This window comes from Nocardia wallacei, assembly GCF_029868745.1.
In the GTDB taxonomy this organism is placed as follows: domain Bacteria; phylum Actinomycetota; class Actinomycetes; order Mycobacteriales; family Mycobacteriaceae; genus Nocardia; species Nocardia wallacei_B.
Window position 1 is genome coordinate 1 of record NZ_JARWOP010000081.1, and the last position, 11,081, is coordinate 11,081.

11 protein-coding genes are annotated in these 11,081 nt (G+C 69.9%); 7 read left to right on the top strand and 4 right to left on the bottom strand.

Annotation, left to right across the window (positions count from 1 at the left end; genetic code table 11):
• Positions 1 to 350 precede the first annotated feature (350 nt).
• From QH470_RS05630 to QH470_RS05640, 3 genes are all read left to right on the top strand, one after another.
• A complete protein-coding gene (locus QH470_RS05630; RefSeq protein WP_280271188.1) occupies positions 351 to 662 on the top strand; it encodes a hypothetical protein in 312 nt (103 codons plus the stop codon).
• 78 nt (positions 663 to 740) lie between these two features.
• Positions 741 to 3,767 carry an alpha-mannosidase gene (locus QH470_RS05635; protein ID WP_280271189.1) on the top strand — a complete coding sequence of 1,009 codons (3,027 nt, stop codon included), beginning with the start codon at positions 741 to 743 and terminating at the stop codon, positions 3,765 to 3,767.
• 283 nt (positions 3,768 to 4,050) lie between these two features.
• Positions 4,051 to 4,563 (top strand): hypothetical protein, encoded by a 513-nt coding sequence (locus tag QH470_RS05640; RefSeq protein WP_280271190.1) that lies wholly within the window; start codon positions 4,051 to 4,053, stop codon positions 4,561 to 4,563.
• A 622-nt stretch (positions 4,564 to 5,185) separates the two neighbouring features.
• Here the strand turns inward: QH470_RS05640 and QH470_RS05645 are convergent.
• Entirely contained in the window at positions 5,186 to 5,893 is a 708-nt protein-coding gene (locus tag QH470_RS05645) for a MerR family transcriptional regulator (protein ID WP_280271191.1), read from the bottom strand.
• A 62-nt stretch (positions 5,894 to 5,955) separates the two neighbouring features.
• On the opposite strand from QH470_RS05645, the gene QH470_RS05650 reads away from it, so the two are divergent.
• Positions 5,956 to 6,420 carry a DUF6194 family protein gene (locus tag QH470_RS05650; protein WP_280271192.1) on the top strand — a complete coding sequence of 155 codons (465 nt, stop codon included), beginning with the start codon at positions 5,956 to 5,958 and terminating at the stop codon, positions 6,418 to 6,420.
• A gap of 110 nt (positions 6,421 to 6,530) precedes the next feature.
• A complete protein-coding gene (locus QH470_RS05655; RefSeq protein WP_280271193.1) occupies positions 6,531 to 7,781 on the top strand; it encodes an erythromycin esterase family protein in 1,251 nt (416 codons plus the stop codon).
• A gap of 76 nt (positions 7,782 to 7,857) precedes the next feature.
• Here the strand turns inward: QH470_RS05655 and QH470_RS05660 are convergent, their stop codons facing one another.
• Positions 7,858 to 8,370, bottom strand: a complete 513-nt coding sequence (locus tag QH470_RS05660) for a MarR family winged helix-turn-helix transcriptional regulator (protein ID WP_280271194.1) — start codon at positions 8,368 to 8,370, stop codon at positions 7,858 to 7,860.
• A 67-nt stretch (positions 8,371 to 8,437) separates the two neighbouring features.
• On the opposite strand from QH470_RS05660, the gene QH470_RS05665 reads away from it, so the two are divergent.
• Entirely contained in the window at positions 8,438 to 9,154 is a 717-nt protein-coding gene (locus QH470_RS05665; RefSeq protein WP_280271195.1) for an SDR family NAD(P)-dependent oxidoreductase, read from the top strand.
• A gap of 6 nt (positions 9,155 to 9,160) precedes the next feature.
• Here QH470_RS05665 and QH470_RS05670 read toward each other — a convergent pair whose 3' ends face one another.
• Positions 9,161 to 9,571 (bottom strand): hypothetical protein, encoded by a 411-nt coding sequence (locus tag QH470_RS05670; protein WP_280271196.1) that lies wholly within the window; start codon positions 9,569 to 9,571, stop codon positions 9,161 to 9,163.
• 146 nt (positions 9,572 to 9,717) lie between these two features.
• A complete protein-coding gene (locus tag QH470_RS05675) occupies positions 9,718 to 10,596 on the bottom strand; it encodes a TIGR03619 family F420-dependent LLM class oxidoreductase (protein ID WP_280271197.1) in 879 nt (292 codons plus the stop codon).
• 166 nt (positions 10,597 to 10,762) lie between these two features.
• Here QH470_RS05675 and QH470_RS05680 point away from each other — a divergent pair.
• A partial coding sequence (locus tag QH470_RS05680) for a class I SAM-dependent methyltransferase (RefSeq protein WP_280271198.1) occupies positions 10,763 to 11,081 on the top strand: 319 nt, incomplete at its 3' end.

Below are 11,081 nucleotides of genomic sequence, written 5' to 3' on the forward strand. Positions count from 1 at the left end.
TGATCCGCCCCGACTGGGCGGCCTCCGACCTGCGGCGCCCCGTCGGCATCTGGTGCAGCGGCGCCGGCGCCGACCCGCGCTACGACGCCCGCCGCATGGTCGAACTCCTCGTCGCGGGCCTGCGCCGCACCTGAACCACAACCGGAACCGCGTTCGATGTTGATTCTGGGCGCTCGGGCTCCTTAGGGACTTTGGTCCCTAATCTGCCCGAAAGTTGCTCGCGCTACTGGCGCTCTGCCAGTCCGGCCGGTCAGTATGATCTTGCGCGACGGTCTCCATCGGGGGGAGACGCTCACCCGGGCCGCTATCGGGTCGTGCCGATTCTCTTTGTCCTGCAAGGGGGATATCTCATGAGCAAGCGACTCATCGCCCTGTTCGTCCTACCGTCCGTTGCTGTGCTGGTGTTCGCGCTCGGCCTCGGACTCCTGACACCCGCCGCATCCTCGCTCGGCGTGCCGACGTTCGTCGTCGGCGTGGTCTCCTGCGCACTGCTCGGGGCGGGACTCGGAACGGTTCCGCACCTGATCGCGGCGCGGCGGAACGCCCGCGAGCAGCGGGGCGGGGCCGAGACGACGCACGCGCCGGGCGAATTCGCTCACGAGAACGGCGCGCGGCGTAACGGGATCCGCCAGTCGACCGGGCGGGAAGCCACGGGCGGCTGAAAAGGCGGCGTCGCCGGTCGCTATGGAGAATGGGTAGGGCCCGCCGATGACGTCCGTGGCCCGAAGGGGGCGACCGCCATGCACGATGACCGCCGGTTGGTCGAGGATCGCCTCGGGCGGGTCCTCACGGAACGGATAGTCCCCGCGATCTACCCCGAATCGGTGCCGCTGCGGGCCTCGATCTGGGTCGCGCCGGACGAGCCGGTGCCGGTGGCCGAGGGCTTGGCCGCGCCCCGGACACCCGTCGAAACCGGGGATCGATGGGGCGCGCCGTGGGGCACGAGCTGGCTCACGGTCGAGGGGACGGTACCCACCGCGTGGTCGGGCCGGACCGTCGAGGCCGTCATCGATCTGGGCTTCGACGAGACCATGACGGGCTTTCAGTGTGAGGGCCTGGTCTATCGCCCGGACGGGTCGCCGGTGAAGGGTCTGCATCCGCGCAGCCGGTGGGTGCGCGTGGCGGCCCCGGCGGTCGGCGGCGAGCAGGTGTTGCTGCATGTCGAGGCGGCCTCGAACCCGATCATCTCGTTCTTCGGCCCGACCCCGCTCGGCGACAAGGCCACCGCCGGCGTCGAACCCCGGTATCGCCTGGGCCGGATGGATCTCGCGGTCTTCGACGACGAGGTCTGGAACCTGGTGCAGGATCTGGAAGTGCTCGGCGAGCTGATGCACGAACTGCCCGAGGATTCCGCCCGCCGCTACGATCTCGTCCGCGCGATCGACCGGGCTCTGGATGCCGTGGACCCGCTGCGGGTCGGCGACACCGCGGCGGCGGCCCGCGCCTGTCTGGCCGAGGCGCTCACCGCGCCCGCGACACCGTCCGCGCACACCGTGATCGCGGTCGGCCACGCGCACATCGACACGGCGTGGCTGTGGCCGCTGCGCGAGACGGCCCGGAAGGTGGCGCGCACCACCGCCAATATGACGGCGCTGCTCTCCGCCGAGCCCGAATTCGTCTTCGCCATGTCGCAAGCCGCGCAATACGACTTCGTCAAGCGCACCCGTCCGGAGGTCTACGAGCGGATCGTGACGGCCGTCGCGGAGGGACGCTTCGTGCCGACCGGCGGCATGTGGGTCGAGTCCGATACGAACATGCCGGGTTCGGAGGCGATGGCGCGGCAGTTCGTGCACGGCAAGCGGTTCTTCCTGGACGAGTTCGGGATCGAGAACGAGGAGGCCTGGCTGCCCGATACCTTCGGCTTCGCCGCCGGGCTGCCGCAGATCATCAAGGCGGCGGGTTCGAAATGGCTACTGACGCAGAAGATCTCGTGGAGCCAGGTCAATCGGTTCCCACACCACACCTTCCTCTGGGAGGGTATCGACGGCACCCGGATCTTCACCCATTTCCCGCCGGTCGACACCTACAACTGCGCGCTGCAGGGCAGCGAGATCGCGCACGCGGCAAGGAATTTCAGGGACAAGGGCCGCGCTTCGATGTCGCTGGCGCCGACGGGCTGGGGCGACGGCGGCGGCGGGACGACGCGGGAGATGATCGCGAAGGCCGCCCGGCTGCGCGACCTGGAAGGCTCGCCGAAAGTGCGGTGGGACAAGCCCGCAGGCTTCTTCGCCCGCGCCGAGGCCGAGTACCGGGACCCGCCGGTGTGGGTCGGCGAGCTGTACCTGGAACTACACCGCGGCACACTGACCAGTCAGGCGAGGACGAAGCAGGGCAATCGGCGCAGCGAGCACCTGTTGCGGGAGGCCGAGCTGTGGGCGGCCACCGCGGCCGTGCGCGAAGGCTTCGCGTACCCGTACGCCGAACTCGATCGGCTCTGGAAAACGGTGCTGCTGCACCAGTTTCACGACATCCTGCCCGGCTCGTCGATCGCCTGGGTGCATCGCGAGGCCGAGCGAACGTACGCGGAGGTCGCCGCGGATCTGACGGCCGTCATCGAGCACGCACAGTCGGCGCTCGGCGGCGGACGGCCCGGTCCCAACCTCTGCAATGCGACGCCGCACGAGTGGCGATCGGTCCCGGCCGGTGGGGCGGCGGCCCCCGCTGACCAAGGCGTTCCCTGCGTACCGGCCGAGCGTCCGGGCGGGGGATTCGTTCTCGACAACGGGCTGCTGCGAGCCGAAGTGGACGAACGCGGCCTCGTCGTATCGGTCTACGACCTCGAGAATCGGCGCGAGACACTGCCTCCGGGCGCGGCCGCCAACCTGCTCCAGCTGCATCCGGACCTGCCGAACGCGTGGGACGCGTGGGACGTCGACCGCTTCTATCGCAACCGGGTCACCGACCTCACCGATGTGGATTTTGTTGTGGCCGAAGTGGATACGCCGGCCTCGGCACAGGTGCGGGTCGGCCGCTCGTTCGGCGCGTCCAGGGTCGAGCAGGCGGTGACGCTGCACTCCGGCGAGCGGGCCCTGGTCCTCGATACGCGGGTCCAGTGGCACGAGACCGAGAAGTTCCTCAAACTGGCCTTCCCGCTGGACATTCGCGCCGACCGGTACGCCTCGGAGACTCAGTTCGGCCACTTCTACCGGCCCACGCACACCAATACCAGCTGGGAGTACGCGCAGTTCGAGGCGTGCAACCACCGCTTCGTTCACCTCGCCGAGCCGGGCTGGGGCGTGGCGGTGGCCACCGACTCCACCTACGGCCACGATGTCAACCGCACGGTCCGCGCCGAGGGTGGCACCACGACGACACTTCGGGTCTCCCTGTTGCGCGCGCCGCGCTTCCCCGACCCGGAGACCGACCACGGCGACCACCGGTTCCGGCACGTACTGCTGCCGGGCGCCTCGATCGGCGATGCGGTGCGGGCGGGCTATCGCGTGAACCTGCCGTGGCGGGCGGGCGGTCTCGCCGAACCCGTCGCACCCTTGTTCACCGTTGCCGACGACGCGGTGGTGACCAGCGCCGTCAAACTCGCCGACGACGGCAGCGGCGACGTCGTGCTGCGCGTCTACGAGGCGCCCGGCGGCCGCGCTTCGACAGTGGTGACACCGGGTTTCGAGGCCGCCGGATTCCGGCTCTGCGATTTGCTGGAGCGACCGCTGCCCGAGGCTGCCGTCGCGGTGGCGGAGGGTGCCGGGGTCCGATTGCGGCTGCGGCCTTTCCAGCTCGTGACCCTCCGGTTCGCCCGTGCACCGAAATCCTGAGCCGCTTCGGACGCCCCTTTGATCAGCGTTGTTGCCGGGTCGTCGAGGTGCGTGGACTATCGGAGGTAGCCGGCCGACGACGCTCGGGCAGTGTCGGGGCGGCTTCGACATCGGCGACGAATCTGTGGCGGACCCGTATGGTCCCGCGTTCGCCGGTTAGACCAACTGGACGGTCTGTAATAGCGGCGTTCCGGCAAACGATCACCCTGCGGCAGACGCGGTGGCCGGGTCGTGGTGCCCGAGACCCGGCCGGTGATACCGGCACCGGAAAGGATCGAATGTAATGACAGGAACCCTGGTCGATGTTCCGACCGCCCGGCAGGTCGCCCAGCCGGATCCCGGCGCCGTTCCGCAGCCGACGGCCGGTGGGCCGGGTCCGCGGAACATCTGGCAGCAGGCGAAGACGGTCTTGGTGACGCGGGTGGCAGGCCCGCAGCAACTGGTGACGACACCGCGGCTGGTGGTACCGATCGGGCACAACCAGCTCGCATTCCGCACCTCCTCCTACGCACCCGAGGCCGAGCAATTGGCGCGCGACGGCCGGGTCGTCGTGCAGCCCGGTGATTGGCGTGGCAGTCCCGTCCTCGGATCGCATCAACTGCAGGGACGCGCCCAGGTGGTGACCGGCGGCACTTTGGTCCCCTTCGTCCAGTCGGAGCTGGACGCCAAATACCGCTGGCAGATTCCCTTGGCCCGCATGGCCCATCGCCTGGCCCGCGGCACGGCACCCTACGGCGACATCATCGTCCTGGTCACCGTGTACGACCCAGTCCTCATGCTGCCCCCATCTCGCTGACCCGATGCCCATCTCGCTGACCCGATGTCCGGCCCGCTGACCCGATGCCCGGCCCGCTGACCCGGCGTCCGGCCCGCTGACCCGGCGCCAGGCCCGGCTCGGTTCGTCCGGGCCGGGCTCCGTTGTGCCGGGCAGGTTGGTTGTGTCGGGCCGGGTTCCGTTGTGTCGGGCAGATTGCTTGCGGCGGGCCAAGTTCGGTTATGCGGGGCATGTTGGTTTGCGGTGGGCTGGATTCGGTTGTGTGGGGCGGATTGGTTTGCGTCACCTGGTTCGGTTGCGCCGGACCGGTCTGCTTGCTGCGGCTCGGTTTACTTGCATCAGGCTGGTGTTGGGCTGAGCTGGCTTGTGTCAGACCGGGTTTCGTTTGCCGGTAGAGCGAACTTGCTGGGTGGGTTACGTATTCGACGGCAATAGGCCGTGGGCTATGAGGTCGACCAAAGCTTCGGCGCGCTGGGCTGGGCCGGGGAGGGATTCGGTGGCCGCGGCTATGCCGTTGGCGAGGTGTAGGACATCGTCGACCGTGGCGGTCCGGGTGAGGGAGTGCATCGTCTGGCGGCGGGTGCTGCGGTTCAGGAGTTTCGGTTGGGTGGAACGAGCCCATCCCTGGCGGGGGCGCTGCGGCTCAGGAGTCGAGTAGGCGGGCGAGTGCGGCCGAGCCGTCGAGCAGGGCGCGGGAGCGCGTGTCGATGCTTGCCTCTCTGGCGGCCAGAGCAGCGTGAACATCGTTGCACCGGAACGCGTTCCGCAGTTGCGGCAAGAGGTCGCGGAGTGCGGGGATGCGGTATCCGGCGAGGCGGAGTTGGTGCACGAGGCGCGCGTCCCGCACGTCGTCGGGCGTGTATCTGCGGGCGCGGGTCGAATATCGGCCGGGCGCAACGAGTCCCACGGACTCCCAGTGCCGCAGTGTCGAGGAGCGCACGCCGAGCGCGCCGGCCAGTTCGGAGATGGTCATCGCGTCCGAGGGCCGGGTGTCCGCGAGTGGCTCCTCGGCGATGGCGCGGACGGCCGCGGCGGCCAGTGCGAGATCGCGGCGCTCGCGGTCCAGGCGGGCATGTGCGGAGTCCAGCAGCGCGAGCATGCCGGTGACCGGGCGTCGATGGGCGGCGCGCACGATCTCCTTGGCCTCGACCGGTCCCGCGCCCGCCGCCAGCGCTCGATAGGCGCGTGCCGCGTGCACATGGGATTCGTCGTAGATCCGGTAACCGCTGTCGGTGCGCGCCGCCGGAGGCAGTACGCCGAGGCGCTCCAGATTGCGGATCTGCTGCACGGAGTAGCCGGTGCGGCGGGCGACATCGACCGTCCGCAGATTCGGCGAGTTGCGACTTCTCACTCGATCACCTCGGTAATTCGGCCCGGAGTCTCCAGAAGCACTTCAATGTAACGCTGGAATGCGTGAGTATCGACGAGATCATCGAGTTCATCGAATCGCTCGGCGGAGTGCTGGTGCTGCGGCCGGGCCCCGGCGACGGCACTCCCGAGATCGCCTGGGGCGACGTGTTCTTCTACTACGCGCCCGACGGCCGGGTGCCGACCGCGACCCAGCCGTTCGCGACCATCGTGACCAAGGACTACCCCGACGATCGCGGTTCCCGGTTGGATCGGCCCGGCGCCTTCCGCGTGAACATCAGCGCAGGTAAGGACGCCTTCACCGCGTGGACCGGCTACCCGCCGCGCGAAAGCGCAAGTCGCGGTGGCGATTCCGGTATCGGTGACACCGTGCTGGCCCATCCTGTCTACGGCGGTGCGGGCTGGTTGGCCGTGGTCGATCCCGGGCCGCGCACCCGGGAGCCGATCCGGGAACTGCTCCGTGCCGCCCACGACCGCGCCCGCACGCGTTACCGGCGGCGCAGCGAGTAGCGCTCGCTCGAAGGTGCGACCCGGATCACCGTGCCGCACGCCTTGACCTCAACCATTGTTGAGGAGTGAGGCTGAAGGCGTTCGGCACACCGAGGATCCGGGAGGACCGCATGACCACCACGATCACCGACACGGCACCGCACGAGTGGCTGCGCGCGGCCGCGCGCCCCGTGCTCGGCACCGACTCCACCGACACGGGCGCCGACCTGGACGCTCTGGCCGACAGCCTGGCGACGGCGACAGTCGTGGGGATCGGGGAGTCGACTCGGTTCTCCCGGCAGACCTACGGCGTGCGGGACCGCCTGTTTCGCCGGTTGGTGACCGAGCACGGGTTCCGGGCCCTCGCGATCCAGGATTCCGTGCCGTCGGGCGAGCGCATCGACGCGTATGTCGCGACCGGCGCCGGGGACGCGCGCTCGGTGCTCGCGCAGGCGTGGCGGCCCTGGCGCACCGCCGAAACGGTGGCGACGCTGGAATGGATCCGGGAGTTCAATCGGACCCACCCGGACGATCGGGTACGCGTGTTCGGCGTCGAGCCGGTCACGGCGCAGCCCGCCGATTACGATGTCGCGCTCGAGCACGTCCGGCGGATCGCGCCGGAGCGGGTCGCGGAACTCGAGGCGCACCTGTCGGTCATCCGCACCGCGCACCGCATCGACGAGCACGTCCAGCGGCACCAGGGCATCCACCCGGGCCGCCCGTTCGCCGAGCACGCCCGCGACGCGCTGGCGCTGCTGGAGTCGCTGTCGCCGGGCGGCGAGGCCGGGGCCGAGCACGCGGAGGCAATCGAGCGGGTCCGTCGCATCGTCACCTTCCACGAGAACAGCGTCGCCGGACTCGGCGGGTTCGGCCGCGACGAACGACCGTCGGCGCAGACCATCATCGACCGGCACGACGCGACGGGCGCGCGCATCGTCTACTGGGACGGCCTCGCGCACACGGCCGGACTGGCGATCGAGGTCGGCGGGGCGGATACCGACACCTTCATCGGTGCGGGCGCGCATCTGCGGCGGCACTTCGGCTCGCGGTACGCGTCGGTGGCCGTCGGATTCCACCACGGCGACCTCGGCGTCGCCACCGCGCCAGTGCCCGCGCCCGACCTGATCGACGCGACCCTGGCGGCGGTCGACCTGCCCGCGTTCTACGTCGATCTGCGCGGCGAGGTCCCGGCCGCGGCCGAACAGTGGCGGCAGGGACCGGCGCAGGCCCGGGTGATCAGTGGCGTCTACGACCCCGCCAAGGATGCCGACGCCCGGCTGCGATTGTCCTCCCTGCACGGCGCTTTCGATGTGCTGATCCACATCCGCGAGACCGCGCCGGTCCGATGGCTGCCGGAATTCGACTCCGCGCAGAACGCTTAGACGCGAGGTAATCCGTTGCGGCGGTTTACAACTCGTGGTCTGGCCGCACGGCCGCGGCGAGGCAGCCTGCGGCGGTTTACAACTCGTGTCCGGGCCGCACGGCCGCGGCGAGGCAGCGCAGGGCGTCGGTGAGTGCGGCCTGCTGAGCACCGGTGAGCCGATCGGTGAGAGTTGTTTCGTAGTCCAGCAATTCGCGCACCACGCGCCCGATCACCTCGTGCCCCTCATCGGTCAGCGTGACCAGGATGCCGCGCCGGGACGAGGTGGTCGGTGCGCGCGTGATCAGTCCCGCGGCCTCGGCGCGCGCCAGGCGCTGTGAGATGGCCCCGGCGGTGACCAGACTGCGGCCGGTGATCTGCCGGGTGGTGAGTTGATACGGCGGGCCCGCCCGGCGCAGGGTGCTGAGCAGATCGAGAGTCGACTCGTCGATGCCGAGCCGCTGCAGAGTGCGCTGCCGCTCGTCGGCGAGCAGCTTCGCCACACCCCACAGCGGGGTGATGATCTCGATGGATCGGGTTCGCGCGCCGGGCAATTCGCGTTCCCAGGCCGCGGCGATCTGTGCCGCCGTCGGCACTGTGTCGAGTGTCATTCGTATTGTCCCGATTCTCCCGAGCGGTGTATGTTTAGCGCTAAATATATCCGACGGAAGGGAACCGATGGCGAGAACGATCGTGGTGACCGGCGGCAGCCGCGGGCTCGGGCGAGCGGTCGCGCGGCGCTTCACCGAGCTGGGGGAGGAGGTGGTGATCACCGGGCGCTCCGACCGCGTGCGGCGGACCGCCGACGAGCTGGGTGCGCTCGGAATCCAATGCGACGCAACGGATCCGGTGAGCGTCGAGAGCTTCGCCGCGCAGGTCGGGCCGGATGTGGATGTGCTGGTGAACATGGCCGGGGGCAATGCCGATTTCGCGGGCCCCGAACCGGAGTCGCTGGCGGCGACCGCGCGGCGCTGGCGCGACAACCTGTCCGCGAACCTGCTCAGCGCGGTCCTCACCACCACGGCCCTGCGGGATCGGCTGCGCTCGGGCGGGTCGGTGATCAATATCGGGTCGATCGGCGCCGAGTACGTCGCGAGTTCCTACGGCGCGGCCAAGGCTGCCCTGGCCGCCTGGTCGGCGGGCCTGTCGGCGCAGCTCGGCCCGGCCGGGGTGACGGTGAACGCGGTGTCCCCCGGATACATCGAGGACACCGATTTCTTTCAGGGCCGTCTCACCGACGAACGACTCTCCCAGCTCGTCGCGGCCACGCACGACAAGCGGCCGGGGCGGCCCGAGGAGGTGGCCGGGCTGGTCGAGTTCCTGGCCTCGCCGCAGGCCCGCCACCTCACCGGGCAGACGATCCATCTCAACGGCGGGGCGTACACCACCCGCTGAACGGGATCACCGCAGCGAGACCACCTTCGCCTGTCCGGTGACGACGATGTCGTTGGCGTCCACCAGCGCGACTCGCACCTGGACCGTCTGCCCGGCCGACAGCGGCGCCTGTTCGCCGTTCGCCCCGGCCAGCACGATGACGGCGGTCTGCTGAGTGCCGTCGCAGGTCACCTGGTCCTGGGCGCCGGAGGCCGAGGGGCTGTCCGCGTTCGGGTCGCCGACCATCGCGCGAATGGCGGTCACGCCGGCCGCGGCCTCGCAGTTGTAGTCGACGCCGATATTTGCCGGGCCGACGCCGGTGAGGTCGATGGTGTTGGCCGCCAAAGCGGGCGCGGCGGTCGCCGCCACGGCCAGTCCCATCGTCGCGAAGGTGGTCGCCATCAGGGCGGGACGTCGGTAGTTCCGAAAAGTCGCCATGGATCTCGGTCCTCCTGCGTAGCGGAAGTGGATCGCGGACACGGTCAGAGAACACCGCGGCGCTCAGCGCACCACACGTCCATGCTCCCGTATCGCTCGCCCGCGGCACAGCACATCGCGGCAAAAGGCGGCTGACCTGCGCGAGGTCAGGGATTGAGCAGCCGGTCCGCCCACTCCAGATGTTCATCGATGCCGGAGACGGCGAACATCAGATCGACGAAGGTGTCCTCGTAACCGTTGTCGGTGAGCAACCGCAGCGTCTCGGCGACCTGCTCGATCCGGCTGCCCGCGGCGACATTGACGCGCACGAACGTGTGGATGGCCCGCGGGTCGCGCCCGGCGGTGCGGGCGGCTTCGTCGATCACCGCGCGCTGTTGCTCGAGTTCGTCGGCGCGGTGCGTGCGGCCCGGCACCTGCACCACCGCGAGCCAGCCGTCGGCGCGCCGCCCGACCCGGGTCAGGCCCGGCGGGGTGAACGCTCCCAGATAGACCGGCGGGTGCGGGCGCTGCGCCGGTTTCAGATCCACCCACGACGGTGGGACGGTCCAGTGCCGACCGCGGTGCTCGACCGGATTCGTGGTCCACATCGCGGCTAGGACGTCGAGGAGTTCATCGAGCCGGGCGCCGCGTTCGCGCAGCGGCACACCCGCCGCCTCGAATTCCTCCGGCGACCAGCCGATGCCGAACCCGGGCAGCAACCGGCCGCCGCTGACCACATCGATGCTGGTCAATTGCCTGGCCAGGGCGACGGGCGGATACCACGGCGCGACAAGCACATTGCTGCCCAGCCGCGCGGTCGTGGTCGCCGTCGCCGCGACCGTCAGCGCGACGAGCGGGTCCAGGACGGTGCGGAACTCCGCCGGGATGCTGTCCGTGCCGGCGTACCCCCGGACCGGATGCGTCGGGGCGAGGAGCCGATCGCCGACCCACAGGCTGCCCGCGCCCAGCCGCTCGGCTGTCGATGCGAAGCGGGCGATGTCATCGTAGGCGGACTTTCCGAATTGCGGCAGCGCGAATCCCAGCATGCCGGTGAGGCTAGCTGGAAAAACCGATGAGTTCAATATTTGTGACCAACTGGTAGACCACGGATTTGCCGATTCGGCAAAGGACTTTGTCGAAACCGTAGCGGCGGAGGCAGGTTGGAGACGGCCGGTTCGGACACCGGCCTCGGCAGTCAGGAGACGAACCATCATGGACGCACAGTTCTGGGACGAGCGGTACGGCAGCCGCGATCTACTGTTCAGCGGCGAGCCGAACGCGGTGCTGGTCACCGAGGTCGCGGGCCTGCCGCCGGGACAGGCGCTCGATGTCGGCTGTGGCGAGGGTGGTGACGCGCGCTGGCTGGCAGGCCGGGGCTGGCAGGTCACCGCCGTCGACATTTCGCGGGTCGCGCTGGAACGCGCCGAGGCCGTCGGTGTGCCGGGGCCGGGGGCGGGGGGCAGGTCCCCCCCCGCCCCGAACCCCCCCGCGAATCCCCAGGCTGTATTAAAAAAAAAAAACGACCCACCCG

Coding starts and splice junctions, on each gene's coding strand:
- QH470_RS05630 (WP_280271188.1), top strand. CDS start 351: ATGAGCAAGCGACTCATCGCCCTGTTCGTCCTACCGTCCGTTGCTGTG.
- QH470_RS05635 (WP_280271189.1), top strand. CDS start 741: ATGCACGATGACCGCCGGTTGGTCGAGGATCGCCTCGGGCGGGTCCTC.
- QH470_RS05640 (WP_280271190.1), top strand. CDS start 4,051: ATGACAGGAACCCTGGTCGATGTTCCGACCGCCCGGCAGGTCGCCCAG.
- QH470_RS05655 (WP_280271193.1), top strand. CDS start 6,531: ATGACCACCACGATCACCGACACGGCACCGCACGAGTGGCTGCGCGCG.
- QH470_RS05660 (WP_280271194.1), bottom strand. CDS start 8,370: ATGACACTCGACACAGTGCCGACGGCGGCACAGATCGCCGCGGCCTGG.
- QH470_RS05665 (WP_280271195.1), top strand. CDS start 8,438: ATGGCGAGAACGATCGTGGTGACCGGCGGCAGCCGCGGGCTCGGGCGA.
- QH470_RS05670 (WP_280271196.1), bottom strand. CDS start 9,571: ATGGCGACTTTTCGGAACTACCGACGTCCCGCCCTGATGGCGACCACC.
- QH470_RS05675 (WP_280271197.1), bottom strand. CDS start 10,596: ATGCTGGGATTCGCGCTGCCGCAATTCGGAAAGTCCGCCTACGATGAC.